The organism is Geotalea uraniireducens (genome assembly GCF_027943965.1).
GTDB lineage: Bacteria > Desulfobacterota > Desulfuromonadia > Geobacterales > Geobacteraceae > Geobacter > Geobacter uraniireducens.
The window spans coordinates 1457989-1473129 of the sequence record NZ_AP027151.1; the positions used below are offsets into that span (position 1 = coordinate 1457989).

23 protein-coding genes and 1 pseudogene are annotated in these 15141 nt (G+C 60.4%); all 24 read left to right on the forward strand.

The genetic code is table 11. The features are described from left to right. The first annotated feature begins 1 nt into the window (after window position 1). A complete protein-coding gene (locus tag QMN23_RS06795; RefSeq protein ID WP_282002859.1) occupies window positions 2–163 on the forward strand; it encodes a hypothetical protein in 162 nt (53 codons plus the stop codon). Window positions 164–288: 125 nt separating this feature from the next. Further along, window positions 289–906 (forward strand): DUF3164 family protein, encoded by a 618-nt coding sequence (locus QMN23_RS06800; protein ID WP_282002860.1) that lies wholly within the window; start codon window positions 289–291, stop codon window positions 904–906. 200 nt (window positions 907–1106) lie between these two features. Continuing rightward, window positions 1107–1286, forward strand: a complete 180-nt coding sequence (locus QMN23_RS06805) for a hypothetical protein (protein ID WP_282002861.1) — start codon at window positions 1107–1109, stop codon at window positions 1284–1286. A gap of 75 nt (window positions 1287–1361) precedes the next feature. Beyond that, entirely contained in the window at window positions 1362–1688 is a 327-nt protein-coding gene (locus QMN23_RS06810) for a helix-turn-helix domain-containing protein (protein WP_282002862.1), read from the forward strand. Next, window positions 1685–2110, forward strand: a complete 426-nt coding sequence (locus QMN23_RS06815) for a hypothetical protein (RefSeq protein WP_282002863.1) — start codon at window positions 1685–1687, stop codon at window positions 2108–2110. The genes QMN23_RS06810 and QMN23_RS06815 overlap by 4 nt, the downstream gene beginning before the upstream one ends. Further along, window positions 2107–2649 carry a hypothetical protein gene (locus QMN23_RS06820; RefSeq protein ID WP_282002864.1) on the forward strand — a complete coding sequence of 181 codons (543 nt, stop codon included), beginning with the start codon at window positions 2107–2109 and terminating at the stop codon, window positions 2647–2649. The genes QMN23_RS06815 and QMN23_RS06820 overlap by 4 nt, the downstream gene beginning before the upstream one ends. Beyond that, on the forward strand, window positions 2636–2824 hold the full coding sequence (locus QMN23_RS06825; RefSeq protein ID WP_282002865.1) for a hypothetical protein: 189 nt from the start codon (window positions 2636–2638) through the stop codon (window positions 2822–2824). The genes QMN23_RS06820 and QMN23_RS06825 overlap by 14 nt, the downstream gene beginning before the upstream one ends. Next, window positions 2814–3029 carry a hypothetical protein gene (locus QMN23_RS06830; protein WP_282002866.1) on the forward strand — a complete coding sequence of 72 codons (216 nt, stop codon included), beginning with the start codon at window positions 2814–2816 and terminating at the stop codon, window positions 3027–3029. Before QMN23_RS06825 ends, QMN23_RS06830 begins: the two co-directional genes overlap by 11 nt. Window positions 3030–3275: 246 nt before the next feature. Beyond that, a complete protein-coding gene (locus tag QMN23_RS06835) occupies window positions 3276–3785 on the forward strand; it encodes a regulatory protein GemA (RefSeq protein ID WP_282002867.1) in 510 nt (169 codons plus the stop codon). Further along, window positions 3782–4378 (forward strand): hypothetical protein, encoded by a 597-nt coding sequence (locus QMN23_RS06840; RefSeq protein WP_282002868.1) that lies wholly within the window; start codon window positions 3782–3784, stop codon window positions 4376–4378. The genes QMN23_RS06835 and QMN23_RS06840 overlap by 4 nt, the downstream gene beginning before the upstream one ends. 241 nt (window positions 4379–4619) lie before the next feature. Beyond that, window positions 4620–5270: a glycoside hydrolase family 19 protein gene (locus QMN23_RS06845; protein WP_282002869.1), complete on the forward strand. Its 651-nt coding sequence runs from the start codon at window positions 4620–4622 to the stop codon at window positions 5268–5270. A 52-nt stretch (window positions 5271–5322) separates the two neighbouring features. Continuing rightward, window positions 5323–5646: a hypothetical protein gene (locus tag QMN23_RS06850; RefSeq protein WP_282002870.1), complete on the forward strand. Its 324-nt coding sequence runs from the start codon at window positions 5323–5325 to the stop codon at window positions 5644–5646. A gap of 2 nt (window positions 5647–5648) precedes the next feature. Next, window positions 5649–5900 carry a hypothetical protein gene (locus QMN23_RS06855; RefSeq protein ID WP_282002871.1) on the forward strand — a complete coding sequence of 84 codons (252 nt, stop codon included), beginning with the start codon at window positions 5649–5651 and terminating at the stop codon, window positions 5898–5900. Window positions 5901–6088: 188 nt separating this feature from the next. Next, window positions 6089–6202: pseudogene (locus QMN23_RS19615) on the forward strand (TraR/DksA C4-type zinc finger protein); the annotation flags it as partial. Then, complete coding sequence (locus QMN23_RS06860) at window positions 6199–6576, forward strand: hypothetical protein (RefSeq protein WP_282002872.1); 378 nt, start codon at window positions 6199–6201, stop codon at window positions 6574–6576. The pseudogene QMN23_RS19615 and the gene QMN23_RS06860, both read left to right, overlap by 4 nt. Further along, window positions 6569–6877 carry a hypothetical protein gene (locus QMN23_RS06865; RefSeq protein WP_282002873.1) on the forward strand — a complete coding sequence of 103 codons (309 nt, stop codon included), beginning with the start codon at window positions 6569–6571 and terminating at the stop codon, window positions 6875–6877. The genes QMN23_RS06860 and QMN23_RS06865 overlap by 8 nt, the downstream gene beginning before the upstream one ends. A 25-nt stretch (window positions 6878–6902) precedes the next feature. Next, on the forward strand, window positions 6903–7430 hold the full coding sequence (locus QMN23_RS06870) for a DUF3486 family protein (protein WP_282002874.1): 528 nt from the start codon (window positions 6903–6905) through the stop codon (window positions 7428–7430). Beyond that, window positions 7411–9096, forward strand: coding sequence for a terminase large subunit domain-containing protein (locus QMN23_RS06875; RefSeq protein ID WP_282002875.1), 1686 nt, complete (start codon window positions 7411–7413; stop codon window positions 9094–9096). Before QMN23_RS06870 ends, QMN23_RS06875 begins: the two co-directional genes overlap by 20 nt. Continuing rightward, window positions 9096–11495, forward strand: a complete 2400-nt coding sequence (locus QMN23_RS06880; protein WP_282002876.1) for a phage portal protein family protein — start codon at window positions 9096–9098, stop codon at window positions 11493–11495. Before QMN23_RS06875 ends, QMN23_RS06880 begins: the two co-directional genes overlap by 1 nt. Further along, on the forward strand, window positions 11492–12022 hold the full coding sequence (locus QMN23_RS06885) for a phage virion morphogenesis protein (RefSeq protein ID WP_282002877.1): 531 nt from the start codon (window positions 11492–11494) through the stop codon (window positions 12020–12022). Before QMN23_RS06880 ends, QMN23_RS06885 begins: the two co-directional genes overlap by 4 nt. A 243-nt stretch (window positions 12023–12265) precedes the next feature. After that, window positions 12266–13423 carry a hypothetical protein gene (locus QMN23_RS06890; protein ID WP_282002878.1) on the forward strand — a complete coding sequence of 386 codons (1158 nt, stop codon included), beginning with the start codon at window positions 12266–12268 and terminating at the stop codon, window positions 13421–13423. Further along, the gene (locus tag QMN23_RS06895; protein ID WP_282002879.1) at window positions 13420–13797 is read left to right on the forward strand and encodes a hypothetical protein; all 378 of its coding nucleotides are present in this window, start codon (window positions 13420–13422) and stop codon (window positions 13795–13797) included. The genes QMN23_RS06890 and QMN23_RS06895 overlap by 4 nt, the downstream gene beginning before the upstream one ends. 15 nt (window positions 13798–13812) lie before the next feature. Then, window positions 13813–14742: a hypothetical protein gene (locus tag QMN23_RS06900; protein WP_282002881.1), complete on the forward strand. Its 930-nt coding sequence runs from the start codon at window positions 13813–13815 to the stop codon at window positions 14740–14742. Between the two features lie 14 nt (window positions 14743–14756). Then, window positions 14757–15140, forward strand: a complete 384-nt coding sequence (locus QMN23_RS06905; RefSeq protein ID WP_282002883.1) for a hypothetical protein — start codon at window positions 14757–14759, stop codon at window positions 15138–15140. The last annotated feature ends 1 nt before the right edge of the window (window position 15141 follow it).

Here is a 15141-nt window from a genome sequence, read left to right on the forward strand (position 1 = left end):
GATGATCCACTGGGGCTGGCTGATCGCGGCATTTTACGGCGGGGTACTCGCGGGGATCGCCGTCATCGCTCCCTGCCGGGCAGCCAAGGATGCCGATGAACGGATGGAGCGAATTGCACAGACAGGCGAGAAGGGGGCAAACCATGATCAGACGCATCATTAAACGCATTGTTCAGACGACGTTCACCATTCTGCGTGAGGAGTGCGAGCGATTCAAATTCCGCTGCTGGCTCAAACGCCGGGCGGTCAGGTGGGTGAGATAAACCAACAACCAAAGGAGATCAGGCGATGGCAGAGAACAACAAGGTGATCCCGACAGGGTACATGGAAGACACGCAGGGCCGGCTGGTACCCGTCGAATCGATTAAGGTGATAGACCTCGCCAGGGACGCGCTCGTCATGGAGAGCATGAAAGAGGCCCAAGCTATGGCTGACGCCCTGGCCAGATTCAAGGGCACCATTATGGAGGATATAGAGGCGTTCTGTGAACTCTCCGCCGAGGCGTACGGGGCAAGGTTGGGAGGCAAGAAAGGAAATGTCACCCTCTATTCCTTCGACGGTCGCTACAAGATAATTCGCTCCATCGACGACTTTATCACCTTCGACGAGCGTCTCCAGGCGGCCAAGGTTTTGATCGATGAATGCCTGAAACGGTGGTCCGAAGGGAGCGACGCCAAATTGCGCACCATCGTCAACGATGCATTCCAGGTCGACAAGGCGGGCCGGATCAATACCAACCGCGTCCTGGGACTGCGGCGGATCGAGATCCAGGATGAAACCTGGCAGCGGGCCATGAAGGCGATCAGCGAGAGTGTTCAGGTGGTTAGCTCCAAGGCATACGTCAGATTCTATGAACGGCAACCGGACGGCAGCTACCAGCAGCTGAACCTGAACATTGCGGCATAAGGAGTGGTGATTACCATGGCAAAAGCTAAGCACAGCTTCAAGGACACCAAGGGACTGTTGTGGGTTGCATGCTCCGAGTGTGAACGTGGCGGAAACGGCTCTGCCCCGGACAAATGTTCCTGCGGTTGGAGGGTGAAACGGTTCAACGGCTTGGGGTGTTACGGCAAGGGACAATTATTGAAGGGACTGGAGGTGGCGTAATGAACAAAGTGTTGGAATTGATAAGGGAGTTCGACACCATCACCACTGTCGGCGAACTGCGGAGCGCGCTGGCTGAATGTCCCGATGGTGTGCCGGTCGGCGACGTTGTTGGCTGCCCGCTCCTGGTGGCGATTCTCCTCGATCCAGCTACGGGGGATCTGCAGGCGGAAATCCGTTAATTGCTTGACCGCTGAAGCCGAGGGTCGGACATCAAGGTCCGGCCCTTCCTTGAACGGTTAAGAGGAGTTTGTTGCGTGCAAAATCAATCACAAAAACAGAAAAAGCGGCAAAAGTGCACGCACATGAGTGCGGAAGAATGCAAGCGGTTGCGCTCGGAAATAAAGTTAGGCCCCTGTGACATGTGCCGCATCCTGGGGATACCGCGCCGCACGTACCAGGATTACGAGGCTGGCCGGCGGGGCATACCCGAAAGCGTGGCCACGCAGATCCGGGAGGCGTATCGGCGCAATCGGGAATTTATGGCCGGGCTGCCAGCCCGCATCGAGACCTGGTTTTTCCGCGATTTTCCAGGAGGGGTGATTCCCTCAGTTCACGTCGAAAAAGAGGGAGAGGGACTATGACAAACGCTGATTGGGATCACGTTGAACAGTGCCTTCAGAGCCAATTCCAGCCAGTCGGGCTTGTCTGTGACGGCTATCATCTCTGTCTCTGTCTTCAGCGGATGGGGATGAAGCTGGTCATCACGTTCTTTGTTAACGGCGATCTGAAGGGTCGATGGCTGGGCGAGGATTGCGAGGAACGACGCCGCTTTTTCCGGCCAGTCAAAAAGTCAGCTTGGACGGCAAAGAGTCGTCTTGCCATACAGAAGACGAGTAAACGCATGCTCAAGAGGCTGGGTATCGATCCGACCGAGACCATCACGGTCTATTACCCCTGGTGGAACTCCTTCAAGGCCCTCAAGAGCCATCTGCGGAAGCATAACGAGTGCATCGAACTGGTCAAGAATTGGCGGTACGCCGCAGCAGAGGGGGAGGCCCTATGAGGACCCTCGCTGGAGGCTGGCAGATAGAAGATTCGTGCTACGTCGATGCGGCGCCGAGCCCCGACCGCACCCCGACGCCGGCCGCCGAACTGGAGGCGTTTCTGGCCGCCAACACCTTCTTCTGCGAGGCATACGCCGCGCGGATCAGGGCGCAGCAATGCGAGACGAACAGGAGCAACGGCCTCTACCTCTGCGGTAAGTGCGCCCAGGAGCGCCCCAGTGTAGCAGCGCCGGCCAAGCGCCGGGGCCGGCCGGCCAAGCGCCACATGAGAGATAATCCGGAGAGCCCTTGGCGACAGAACCCGATGTTTATCCCGAAGGAGAGACGCCCGGGCTTGAGTGAGTGCGACGAGTCGTCGGCGATTGCAGCGTCACTGGCGGCTGCACAGTCGCCGGCAAAGTCGCGCCAGAGGCGAATTCAGGCGCAAAACGGGGTAACTTCAGGAGGTCCGTCATCCGAGATTATCGCCCAGTTACTGAAGCGCGTGCAGAAAATGATGTCGAAATCGAAACGGAGGACCTTACGTGGGCGCAACTAAACCTGATCCCCGCAACAACGTACTTTCCTGCCGAGTGAGCGACGACACGAAGCATTGCGTCGAGCATGCCCTGGCCGGCCGCACCATTCAGCAGTTTCTGCATGCCGCCATCGAGGAGAAGCTGATCGCGGAGCGGCAGGGCCGGATTGATGCCCTGATACGCGATGCCATCTGACGACTATGACTACGAGGAACGCGCCGCGATCATGGAGCATTGCGGCGGCCTCGATCGGCACGAGGCCAAACGCCTGGCGCGGGAGCGCCCCTGGGAAACGGACAAATGGTGGGGCATGCCGCAGCCGGAGCAGTTGACCTTTGAAGATGACCCACTCGCCGGCGAATTCTTTCAGTCGATGAAGCAGAAGTTCGGAGGATGGTAATGGATCGGATAGACGAAAGCGGCTGGTTGCAGCAGCGACTCCCGCTGCCGGAAACGAGGGGGGGGGGCTTCCTTGCCCGGTTCGATGACCAATAAACAGTCGCAGTACAGGACGCTGATCCGGAACATGCGAAAGCAGCAAGAGTCAGGGCACTTAGTCAGGTGTCCCGTGTGTGACAAACTGGTGCTCGCTGCCAATACGACGAACGGCAAATGCTCCTACCATGAGTTACGTGAGGATTAAACCATGGCTTCCAGGCCCTTTGAAAAGCGCACCCCCGAGGAGCAGTGGAACATCGACCGGCCGCGCATCCACGCCCTGAAAAACAAGGTCATGGCCACCCGGCCCGACTATACCGACGACAACTACCGGGATACGATCCTGGACATTAGCAAGGGGCGTACCGACTCCTCCAAGGAGCTCTCCGAGCGCCAGCGGCAGGAGTTGATCGGCCGTCTCTCCGTACTGGCCGGGGAAGAGCCGCGCCGGACGTGGCAGCCACGGGACAAGAAGAGCTACCCCGGCCGGCCCAAGAACATGGACAAGCCAGGTCACAGCAGGGCCGAGCAGCTCGGCAAGATTGAGGCGCTGCTCACCGTGGGCGGTAAGGCTTGGGCTTACGCCGATGCCATCGCCAAGGCGGTCTGCAAGGTGGATCGGGTGGCCTGGGTGACGACTGGAGACCTGTACAAGATCATCACCGCCTTGCGCAAACAGGCCAAGCGCGAAGGATGGGACCTCTCCGGAGAGAAATGAACCACCGCGACCTCGACATATACCGCGAGCTCTACAAGGAGACTCTGGCGGATATCTGGGACAAAGTGAGCGACCTCCTGGAGGAGCGAGGTCTCGCCCATGCCGACGCCGAATATGCTGGGCTGCTGATCACCGAGTGGATTCGCACCACCTGGGGCGGCCAATTCCTGGTCGAGCGACACTTGGGTGATCCACGGCCGGCCACGGTCCTGCCCGAGGAGGCCGGCCCGGCTCTGCTCGATGCACCGCCGGCTGCCGTTGACCCCCTTGTGGGCAGCCGCTTCGCGACCTTGCGCGACCATGCCGTGGCCGTGTTGGCGCAACTGGCACCGGGCATTGCTGGCCACGACGGCATTGCCCTGACGATTGTCGAGACCATCCGCAGGGACTATCGTGGCCACTACATCACCCGCATCAAACGACTCTCCCAGCTGCAGCGCGATCAGTACATCTGGCGTCAGGCCACCAGCGCTGCACGGGTGGAGCAGCTGGCTGTCGAGCACGGTATCAGCGTGGTGCGGGCCTACCAGATCAACAAGGAGATGCAGCGCCGCAAGGATCTGCGCGATCAGCTGGTGCTGTCGTTTGACTGAGGCGGAGGACGCGTATCCAGCGAACCTGCACAAATGACGTTGTGGGCATAACGACACGCTCACCGGCTTGCCCGGTGCAGCGGCCGTTATCCGGATTGCCATTGATTGCCAATAGTGGTACATAGAACAGATTGAACCCAAGCCCCTCCACCTAGGAGGGGCTTTCTGCGTTTAAAGCGGCTTTAAACGTGTCCCCCACACATTTCAGTTAAGCTGCCTCCATCAAACGGAGGCAGCTACAATGCTTATCACCAACAAGCAGTTCCGACAACTTTTCCCCGCCAACAAAAACCCCGAGGACTGGGCAGATGCCATTAACACCATCTGCCCGCAGTACGGCATCAACAATGCCCGGCGCCTGGCCGCCTTTCTCGCCCAAGTTGGGCATGAGTCGCAAGAATTCACCCGCATGACCGAAAACCTCAACTACTCCGCCCAGGGGCTGGCCGATACGTGGCCAAACCGTTACGCCGTCGACCCGAAGGCCCGGCCGCGCACTCCCAACGCGCTCGCCCGGCGTCTGGAACATGACCCCGGCGCCATCGGCAATAACGTCTATGCCAACCGGCTCGGCAACGGCCCGGAGGAGTCCGGCGACGGTTATCGCTATCGAGGCCACGGCCCCCTGCAGGTCACTGGACGGGATAACCTGATGGCCTTCGCCCAGGCGGTCGGGAAAAGCCTGGAGGATGCACTGCAGTATATCCGCACCCCTACCGGGGGGATCATCTCGGCCTGCCTGCATTGGCAGCACCGCAACCTCAACCACGCCGCCGACCAGGGGGACGTAGTGGCCTGCACAAAACTCGTCAACGGCGGCACCATCGGCCTCGCCGAGCGCCGGGCACTCAATGCCAAAGCCGCCGCCCTACTGGGCGTAGCCTCCGCGTAATCCCCGTCATTAGCAATCATGCGGGTCAACCCGCCAACCACAAGGAGGAAACATGTCTATCTTTAAACGCTTTGCCCCCCCTGTCGCCATTTTTTCCATCAGTCTATTAGTGGCCATGATCCTGGCGGCCGCCTGTGGGCTGGCCCTGGCTGCCGACCCCGTCGCGGCCGCTACCCCGGTCGTCACGCCGGGCGTTCCCCAGGCATCCCTGTTTGCTTGGTTCCGGCAGAACCTGGTCTACGTCCTCGGCGTGGCCCTGGCTATTTCCGAGTTGCTCGGCGTCATTCCCACCTTCCAGGGCAATGGAGTGCTCGACTCCATCATTAAGAGCCTCAAGTTCCTGATCAGTAAGACGACCACTCCTCCGGCGGCCTGAAAATGGCTGCCGGCTGGGTGGGACTCATCACCACGGCGCTGACGCTCCTCGCGTCAGTGCTGGGGTGGGCGGTAAAGAACAAGGAGACCAGGGATGCACGGACCTATGACAACGATACGGCGCACTTCGACGAAGCTTTGGCTACTCGTGACACTGATGATCTTAGCCGGATGTTTGATGAGCTGCGCGTCCCCGGCACCGAAGGTAGTGACGATCCCGGCCGATCGGAAGCTGACGCTTCTGCCGGACGGTAATTACCAGGTGACTCCGGCGTGGCTACGGGATCGGTATGAGTACGAGCGGGCGATGAAAGACCAGTTGGAGAAATACCGAAATGCCCGATGACATTGACCGCGCTCAAGCGATCAACGAGCAGTTCCAGGACGCCGTGCTGGCGGAACACTAACGCAATCGCCAGCACGGCCCGACCGCAACCCACTGCGATAAGTGCGGCACTGAAATCCCCGAAGGGCGGCGACGAGCCGCCTCGGGTTGTCGCCTCTGTATCCGTTGCCAGGAGGCATATGAAATTCATGCACATTGGAGGGCTTTGTGAGTGTCACGCTGACATTCTGGCAACTAATCACCCTACTGCTGGCGTTTTTCGCGGCGGTTTTCGCCGGCGCACGGTTGCTGCTCAGTCAGATCGACCGGCGGCTCGATGACCGGTTCCTCTCTCTGCAGGAGGCAGCAAAGGCCGGAGATGCCATCATCCACGAAACGTTGCGGCAGCACATCAACGAAGAATCGAAGAATTCCGGCCAACTGATCGAGTTAGAGAGACAGCTGCTCCGGTGGGAGGCCCGGCTGCCGATCGACTATGTCCGCCGCGAAGATTTCATCCGCAATCAGACGACTATTGAGGCCAAGCTCGACGGCCTGGCATTGAAGTTAGACAACTCCCAAACGAAAGGGGTGGAACATGCTTGACCAGAAAGCGCGGCGGGAATTCCTCCGGTGGATCATTTTGCTCACCCTCAACAACGCCCGCCCGGCCGGTTGCTACGAGGAGCTGGTGCTGATGACGGCCCAGGGCTACTACCAGGACGCCACTGCCCACGAGCTGCGCCGCGAGTTGGATTACCTGTACGACCGCAAGCTGGTGGAACTGCGTAAAGAGCCCAGCGGCCGCTGGTTTTGCGACCTCACGCGTTACGGAGTTGACGTGGTCGAGTACACTGTCGACTGCGATCCCGGTATTGCCAGGCCGGTGAACTACTGCCATGGCTAAGCGAAGCTCCGTACAAGGACTCCCCGTGGAGGTGAAGGCTTGGCTGGACAAGGCGCTGGTGGAGGGGAATTTCAGCGGTTACCAGCTCCTCGAGGCAGAGCTCAAGGAGCGCGGCTACCAGATCGGCAAGAGCAGTATCTGGCGCTATGGCACCAAGCTGGAGCGGAGACTGGCAACTGTCCGGGCCGCCACAGAGTCCGCCCGCATCATCGCCGAAGGCGCTGCCGACGAAAAAGACGACCGTTCCGCAGCCGTTATCGCCATGGTGCAAAGCGACATCTTTGAAGCCATGCTGTCGTTCCAGGAGGCCGAAGAAGAGGAGGACAAAGGGGCGCGACTGAAATTGCTGGCACAAGCGGCAAAGGGGATTGCCGATGTCACCCGCGCCTCCATCAGCCAAAAGAAGTTCGCCACCGAGATCCGGCGGCAGGCGCTTACCGATGCAGCCTCGGCGATCGATGACGCCATAAAGGTGCCCGGAGACAACTTTCAATACGACCCGCGAACGGTCGATTACATCCAAACGGTGCTTTATGGTCTCAGGCCGAAATAACGCATACATCCTGGGCTTATCCCTCCTGCTGGTCCTGCTGGTCTGGCTGGGCCGGCCGGTCATTGCACTGGCCAGTTCACATCCCGACTCGGCCAGCACGCCCATCCATATTCCGGCCGCCGATGGCATAACCTCCGTTAGTGTCGACACCATCGCTGGACCGCTGATACCGCTAACCGAATATCAGCGCCGCTGGGTCCAGGACGACTCCCGCCTTAAAATCGGTATGATGACCCGTCAGGGCGGCAAGTCGTTCGGCACCTCCCTGGAAGCGGTCATAGACTGCTTCAAGCGTAAAACCACCTGGGTATTCCTCTCCGCCGGCGAGCGCCAGTCCAAGGAGCTGATGGCCAAGGCCGCCATGCATGCCAAGGCCATGAACCTGGCGATCCTTGAAATTTCCGACACCTTCAAGGATGAACGGGGCGATCGCACCGAGTACAAGCAGTTAGAGATCATCTTCCCCAATGGTAGCCGGATCATCGGCCTGCCCGCCAACCCGGCCACGGCACGCGGTCATTCCGCCAATATCCTGCTGGATGAGTTCGCGCTGCACAAAGACTCCCGCGCCATCTGGACCGCGCTCTATCCGTCGATCACGCGCGGCTACAAGATCCGCGTCATCTCCACCCCACTCGGCAAGAAGAACAAGTTCTACGAGCTGTGGACCGGCCTGACGCTGCAGATATGGGACGGGCAGCAATACCGCCACGTGGGCGAAAAAGGCGGTTGGTCGAAACATAAGGTTACCATTTATGACGCCGTGGCCATGGGACTGGAGTTGTACGACGATGACTTCAATCCCACCGCCGATCCGGAATACCTGCGCCTCGGCCTGGCCGATGACGAAGCCTGGCATCAGGAATACCTGTGCGAGTTTCTGGATGAGACTACCGCGTGGCTACCCTATGACCTGATCGAGTCCGTGGAGGACGTGCGCCTCGATGCGTCGCCGGCATGGCTGAACGAGCTGATCGCCGAGGCCGTGGCCTATCACGAACAGTGGAAAACCGTGGAGCATCCCCCGGTATCTTTTGAAGCGTCACACATCCTGGACAAGGCCGTGATTGGCGGTGATCTGTATGCCGGGTTCGACGTAGCCCGCCACCGCGACCTGTCACTGATCTGGCTGGATGAAATGGTGAACGAGATCGCCCGGTGCCGTGGCGTGGCCAACCTGTCAAAGCAACCGTTCGGCGTCCAGAAGTTGGTCCTGTTCGCGATCCTCAAACATCCGAAGATGCGCCGCTGCTGCATCGATAAAACCGGCATCGGCGCCCAACTGGCCGAGGAAGCCGAGACGCTCTTCGGCTCCAGGGCGGAAGGGGTTCAGTTCACCAACGCCAGCAAGGAAGCCCTTGCTGTTGATCTCAAGAAAAGCTTCCAGGACGGCAAGGATGTCATCCCTACTGACACCACAATCCGCCTGAGCCTGCACACGGTCAAGAAGATCGCCACCAGCGCCGGCAACTTCCGCTTCGATGCCGACCGCGACGAAAAAATCGGCCATGCGGACCACTTCTGGGCCAAGGCACTGGCGGTGCAGGCACGCGGATCGGCTGTTCCCGATACGTGGGCCGCCTCAAAATCCTCTATCGTTCAGGGCGGCTTCTACGCCGGGTTCGGCGGCGGCAGGGCAAAAGACTTACTCGCGGGGTACAACTGATGAAACACGGCCTCTATCTCCCCGATGGCACCTTCATGCGGTTCAACGAAGCGACGGGCACCTCCAGTTCTCTCAGTGAGGAGATCGCCGTCCGATCGCGCAGTGCCGATTTCTTCGCGATCGGAAACCTCTACCTGCCCAACCCCGACCCGGTGCTCAAGGCCCAGGGCAAGGATATCCAGGTCTATACCGACCTTATGACCGACGACCGGGTCTCGGGCTCCATGACCAACCGGATCAACGCAACCCTGGCCCTGGACTGGCAGATCGATAAGGGCAAGAGCAGCAAGAGCCGTCAGGCCAAGGCGGTCAAGGATACATTCGACAAGCTGCCGCTCAACCGAATCATCGAAAGCATCATCCGCCACGCCCGCGCCTTCGGCTATGGGCCGCACGAAATCATCTGGGGCCAGCGTGACGGGCTGACCGTTCCCGTGGATATCGTGGCCAAGCCGCCGCGTTGGTTTGTCTTTAGCCAGCTCAATGAGCTGCGCTTCCGATCCCGCGATCACCTGATGGACGGCGAGGAGCTGCCGCCGCGCAAGTTCATCTGCCCGACCAACGAGTCCTCGTATGACAACCCCTACGGCATCGGCCTGAACTCACGCTGTTTCTGGCCGGTCGCCTTCAAGAAAGGGGGGTGGCGGTTCCGGATTCAGTACGGCGAGAAATTCGGCCAGGTCTGGCCCATTGGCAAGCTGCCGCGCACCGCCACGCCAGAGCAGGTCAACGATCTGCTCGAGCGGTTGGTGGGCATGATCCAGGATGGCTGTGCCGTGATCCCTGATGACGGCAGCGTGGACCTGAAGGAGTCCAACACCAAGGGTGCCACCTCGGACATGTACAGCGGCATCATCTCCGATGCCAACAGTGCCATCTCGACCGTCTGGCTCGGCCATGCCGGCGCCGGCGAGGCGCAGTCCGGCGACAAGTTCTCCAAGGACACCACGGCCATCACCGTGCGCCGGGATTTGCGCGATGCGGATAAAAGCCTGGTCGAGGAAACCTTGAACCAGGTAATCAACTGGACGTGCGAGGTCAACTGGAGCACGGCCGAGGGCGCCCCACGATTCAGCCTGTGGGAAGAGGAGGAGGTCGACCAGGCCCAGGCCGAGCGCGACCAGTCGCTCACGCAATCTCTGGCGCGATCAGGGCTGAAACTCACGCGAGTCTATTATCAACGCACGTACAATCTGGAGGAGGAAGACATCGAGGCCGCACCGGCTAAACAGCCATCCCCCGGCCCGGTGACACTGCCACCCCGCCTGCCGGCGCAGGCCGATGTGCCTGCAGCGTTTGCCGAACCAGCCGACGTCCAGGACAGCGCCGATGTCGTTGCTCAGCGTCTCGATGAAGCGGCCGCGCCGATCATCGAGAGATGGTTGGCCACCCTGAAGAACGAAGTGGATGTCGCCGGCAACTTGGTCGATCTGCGCGACGATCTCCTGAAGGCTGCTAATAAGCTGAATCTTGCCGACCTGGCTGTGCCGATCCGCGACGCCCTGCTGGTGTCTCGCCTGGCCGGCCGGGCCGAAATCCTGGACGAGATTGCCGCGTCCGATGCCGGCGCATCGTTCGCCGAAATCGAGCGGATGCACGCCTGGTCGATGGGCTACCAGTTCGCCGAGCCGGTACTGCGCAGCGCCTTAAACCTCCCCTTTCAGAAGGCCGTCGAGTTCTTCCGGAGCAAAGTCAGCATCCCCACGGAGAAGTGGAACGATCTGTTCCTCGACCAGCACTCCCAGGGATTCATGATCGCTGGGGCGATCAAGGGAGATTTGATCAGCGATCTGCGCGACGCCGTCGATCAGGCGATCAGCGCCGGCATTACCCTGGCTGAGTTCCGTCGGCAGTGGGACCAGATCGTTGAACGCCACGGCTGGCAGTACAACGGAGGCCGCAACTGGCGCACCCGCATCGTCTACGAGACCAACACCCGTCAGGCATACAACGCTGGCCGCTGGCAGCAGGCCACTGATCCGGACGTCCTCAAGACCCGACCCTACCTGATTTATCGCCACGGGGACTCCATCCACCCCAGGGTGCCGCACATGTCGTGGGACGGCACCTGCCTGCCGGCGGATGATCCCTGGTGGGGCACCCATACCCCTCAGAACGGTTGGGGGTGCAAGTGCAAGATCTTCTCGGGTGGCGAGCGCGACGTCGCACGGCTGGGAGACAAGGCCAAGCGCACGGCGCCCAACGACGGCACCTACACCTGGATCGACAAGCAGGGGCGTTCGTTCGAGATCCCCAACGGCATCGATCCCGGATTCCAATACAACCCGGGCGCGGCGGCGGGGAAGAATAAGCAGATACTGGAGGACCGCATCAGCCAGTTGCCGGCCGACATTGCCACGCGAATTCGTGCCGAGATCGCCCAGGGGGCGCAGCAATGAGCAAGGAGCTGATTGAGATTACGCACGACCTCTCGACCGGCGCTCAACGGCAGTTGGCTCGCCTCGTTCGGAAGATCGAAGATACCCAGTCACTGGAGAAGGCTGTCGGCGAGTACCTGGTGATTTCCACCGAGGAGCGCTTCGATACCCAGACCGATCCGGAGGGCAACAAGTGGCAGGAAGTCAAGCCCAGGACGCGAAAGCGGAAGCGGCATTCCAAAATCCTGACCGAGGATGGGTACCTGCGGGGGGACGTTCATCCCGCCGTCACCAACGAGGGACTGCTCGTGGGCGTCGGCATCGCCTACGGCGCCATCCACCAGTTGGGGCACGAGTTCACACAGGAAAACGTCACCCTGCACCTGACGGGCACCGGCCGCAACACCAGGTTTGCCAAGAAAGGCCAGGGAGATCGTACCAAGATTGTCAACCGCACGATCAAGGTGCCGGCACGGCCCTACCTGGGGATCAGCAAGGCGGATGAGCTCGAAATTCTGGCGATCGCCAACGATCACCTGAAACCGTAACGCCCGGATTTTCGTTTTAAGCCGTGTTTCCCGTTCTGGCCGGCCCATGACCCGGCACAGCGCCGAAAATGACGATACAGGAGAATTTAAAGGCGGTTTAAAGGCGGTTGCGACTTACGGCGCGTCTCTCTTTGGGGAGCACGGCCACGGACAAGGCAAAATGAGGCGCGGCTGGTTTTAAAGCGGCTTTAGTCGAAGGCTACTCGGGCGACTGGTACAGTCGCCCTGGAGAAAGGGGCACACATGACGATAGCGAACGACGATATGACGGGCTGGGATCTGGTATTTCGCGCCGGAACGCATGTGGACAGCAACGGCAATACGAGAACCTGGACCACTGCCGATCTCGATAAGATCGTCGCCAGTATCAATCCGGGCTATCACGAACCTCCGGTGGTTATTGGACATCCGTCCGACAATGCTCCCGCGTTCGGCTGGGTTGCGGCAGGCAGGCGGGTCGGGGTTGATTTGTATCTGAAATACAAGGATGTGGCTGAGGAGTTTAAGGAGTGGACGCAGCGGAAGCTCTTCAAAAAAAAGAGCATCTCAGTTTACCCGGACGGCAGCTTGCGCCACGTTGGTTATCTGGGCGCAATGCCGCCGGCCATCAAGGGGCTGCCGGATTACCAGTTTTCGGACGGTGATCGCGGCCAGGCCGTGACCTACGAATTCAGCGACTGGCGCATGACCACTCTGGGACGCATCGTCATGCGTATGCGTGACTACCTGGTTGAGAAAGAGGGAACCGAAAAGGCTGACGGCATCATTTCACCCTGGGATGTCCAGGACATGTTAACCCCGCCCCCTGAATCGGATGACATAAAGAGCAGCTGTTACAAAGAACCCCACGAGGAGGGAGAGATGAAACCTGAAGAGGTCAGCAAGATTGTCGCCGATGCGATGGCGGCCGGACTGCAACAGTTCGGAGAGACGATGGGTAAAACCATCAAAGGGTTGGAGGCGCAGATCACTGCGCTCAAACAGGGCCAGGCCTCCGAGCGCGAGTCCAATCTGAAACGGGAGTTTCGGGAGTTCCTGATGACGCCCGAGATGCAGAAGCGTGTGCCCGAGGGGAGCCGCGAGGCCACTATCAATCAGATGATGACCCTGACCAGCGCGGAGCCGGTCCAGTTCGGCGAAGGTGACAACAAGACCAGTAAGGCGGCCCTGGACGTGTACAAGGATCAACTCCGCGCGCTGCCCGAGGTGGTCCAGTTCGGCGAACACGCCACCAAGAACAGGGTGGGCGACGTGGAGATGGTCGGCGAATTGGATGCCGTGGCTATCGCCCGCCAGGCCAGCGAGTTCGTTGAGGCCGAGGCTAAGGCCGGCCGTGCAGTTACCGTTTCCGAGGCCGTCACTCATGTCACCGCGCAGCTGCAGAAAGGGGGTGCACAGTGAATCCTGGCCTGATCAAGTCCTACCTGGCCGAGGCCGCGATCGCGGACTACACCCTGACATCCTGGGGCGCTGCCGACCGTACCGTCCGGACTGCCGTGGACGGGTCCGCTCCGTTGATTGGCGCTACCACCATCGTCGGCGCCGACAACGCCGGCGATCCGGTCGACGTGGTTCGGGGTGGTCTCCCCGAAGTCCGCTATGGTGCTGCCGTCGCCAGGGGTGACCGCCTGACCGCCGATGCGCGGGGGCGTGCCGTACCCGTTGGCGTTCCCGGGGTCGGCGAAACCATCCACTACCTCGGATATGCCGAGGTAAGCGGTGTCGACGGCGACATCGCGCCCATCTTCATCGCGCCCGGCGCGATTAAAGGCTAAGGAGGATATGCACCCATGAAAACCCCGTTTCCCATTATTCCCGCCCTCTGTGCGGTGGCCATCGCGTACCGCAATCAGGACCTGATTGCCGACCAGGTTTTGCCTTACGTCCGGGTGGGTAAACGCGAATTCTACTACATGGATTACACCGGCGTCGATTCGTTCACCGTCCCGGAGAATGAGGTCGGCCGTAAATCGGCCCCCAACGAAGTCGAGTTCTCGGCCGAGAAGAAGTTGGCCAGTGTCAAGGATTACGCCCTCAAGGACAAGATCCCGCAGGGCGATATCGACGCCGCCGGCCAGGAAGAGTATTCCTACGACCCCCTGGCCCGCAGCACTGAGGGGATCATGGCCCTGAACAAACTGGCCCGCGAAGTTCGCGCGGCTCGGATGGTGTTCAACCCCGCTACCTACCCGGATGCCAACCGCATCGCCCTGGCGGCCGGGTCCAAGTTTTCCGACGCCACCGGCGATCCGATCACCGTCATCAATCGTGGCCTCGAAACACCGGTCCTGCGCCCCAACACCATGGTCATAGGTCAAACAGCCTGGACGGCACTGCGCACCAATCCGGCCATCTGCAAGGCTGTCAACCGTACCGACGGTGACAAGGGGATCGCCAGCAAGCAGGAAATCGCCAACCTGTTCGAGGTCAAAGACATCGTCGTCGGCCAGGGTTGGGTGAATGCCGCCAAAAAAGGACAGCCGCGCAATCTGGTGCGCGTCTGGGGCAGCCACCTCTCCCTGCTGTACCTCAACCCCAACGCCAACACCGACAATGACATCACCTTCGGTTTTACTCCCCGCTACGGCAACCCCTGGGGCGGCGCCATGTTCGACAAGGATATCGGTCCGCAGGGTGGTCAGGAAGTTCGCGCCGGCGAGTCCTGCCGCGAGCTGATCATCGCCCCGGATCTCGGCTATTTTGTCGAGAACGCGGCATAAGGAGGGCGTGAAACATGGGAGAAAAGAAACCCTACAGCGTGACGGCGGCCATTGAACATGACCGCAAATTCTATCCCATCGGTGGGACGATCCGACTCACCGATAGCGAAGCGACCGAACTGGCATCCTCCATTAAGCCTGCAGACGGGCACCCCGGGATGGGGGCGTCGGACGCGGAAGAGCTTGACGCACTCAGAGCACAGATCTCCGATCTGCAGCAACGGCTGGCAGCCAGCCAGACCGAGTGCGATCGACTCGTGGGGGAGGCAGAGAGGTCGGCGGCCGTTGTCGCGGAACTGGAGGCCAAGGTCACAGAGCGCGATGCCCTCATCGAAGAGTTGAAGCTCAAAGAGGGCGGTGCCGATGCGGCCAAGAGTACGGCCAAGGAGAAGAAATAAC

Bases quoted from the DNA above. Each gene is read 5' to 3' on its own strand.
- QMN23_RS06805 (WP_282002861.1), top strand. From the start codon at position 1,107: ATGAACAAAGTGTTGGAATTGATAAGGGAGTTCGACACCATCACCACT.
- QMN23_RS06905 (WP_282002883.1), top strand. From the start codon at position 14,757: ATGGGAGAAAAGAAACCCTACAGCGTGACGGCGGCCATTGAACATGAC.
- QMN23_RS06880 (WP_282002876.1), top strand. From the start codon at position 9,096: ATGAAACACGGCCTCTATCTCCCCGATGGCACCTTCATGCGGTTCAAC.
- QMN23_RS06845 (WP_282002869.1), top strand. From the start codon at position 4,620: ATGCTTATCACCAACAAGCAGTTCCGACAACTTTTCCCCGCCAACAAA.
- QMN23_RS06855 (WP_282002871.1), top strand. From the start codon at position 5,649: ATGGCTGCCGGCTGGGTGGGACTCATCACCACGGCGCTGACGCTCCTC.
- QMN23_RS06835 (WP_282002867.1), top strand. From the start codon at position 3,276: ATGGCTTCCAGGCCCTTTGAAAAGCGCACCCCCGAGGAGCAGTGGAAC.
- QMN23_RS06885 (WP_282002877.1), top strand. From the start codon at position 11,492: ATGAGCAAGGAGCTGATTGAGATTACGCACGACCTCTCGACCGGCGCT.
- QMN23_RS06865 (WP_282002873.1), top strand. From the start codon at position 6,569: ATGCTTGACCAGAAAGCGCGGCGGGAATTCCTCCGGTGGATCATTTTG.
- QMN23_RS06890 (WP_282002878.1), top strand. From the start codon at position 12,266: ATGACGATAGCGAACGACGATATGACGGGCTGGGATCTGGTATTTCGC.
- QMN23_RS06795 (WP_282002859.1), top strand. From the start codon at position 2: ATGATCCACTGGGGCTGGCTGATCGCGGCATTTTACGGCGGGGTACTC.
- QMN23_RS06800 (WP_282002860.1), top strand. From the start codon at position 289: ATGGCAGAGAACAACAAGGTGATCCCGACAGGGTACATGGAAGACACG.
- QMN23_RS06820 (WP_282002864.1), top strand. From the start codon at position 2,107: ATGAGGACCCTCGCTGGAGGCTGGCAGATAGAAGATTCGTGCTACGTC.
- QMN23_RS06815 (WP_282002863.1), top strand. From the start codon at position 1,685: ATGACAAACGCTGATTGGGATCACGTTGAACAGTGCCTTCAGAGCCAA.
- QMN23_RS06875 (WP_282002875.1), top strand. From the start codon at position 7,411: ATGGTCTCAGGCCGAAATAACGCATACATCCTGGGCTTATCCCTCCTG.
- QMN23_RS06850 (WP_282002870.1), top strand. From the start codon at position 5,323: ATGTCTATCTTTAAACGCTTTGCCCCCCCTGTCGCCATTTTTTCCATC.
- QMN23_RS06840 (WP_282002868.1), top strand. From the start codon at position 3,782: ATGAACCACCGCGACCTCGACATATACCGCGAGCTCTACAAGGAGACT.
- QMN23_RS06900 (WP_282002881.1), top strand. From the start codon at position 13,813: ATGAAAACCCCGTTTCCCATTATTCCCGCCCTCTGTGCGGTGGCCATC.
- QMN23_RS06830 (WP_282002866.1), top strand. From the start codon at position 2,814: ATGCCATCTGACGACTATGACTACGAGGAACGCGCCGCGATCATGGAG.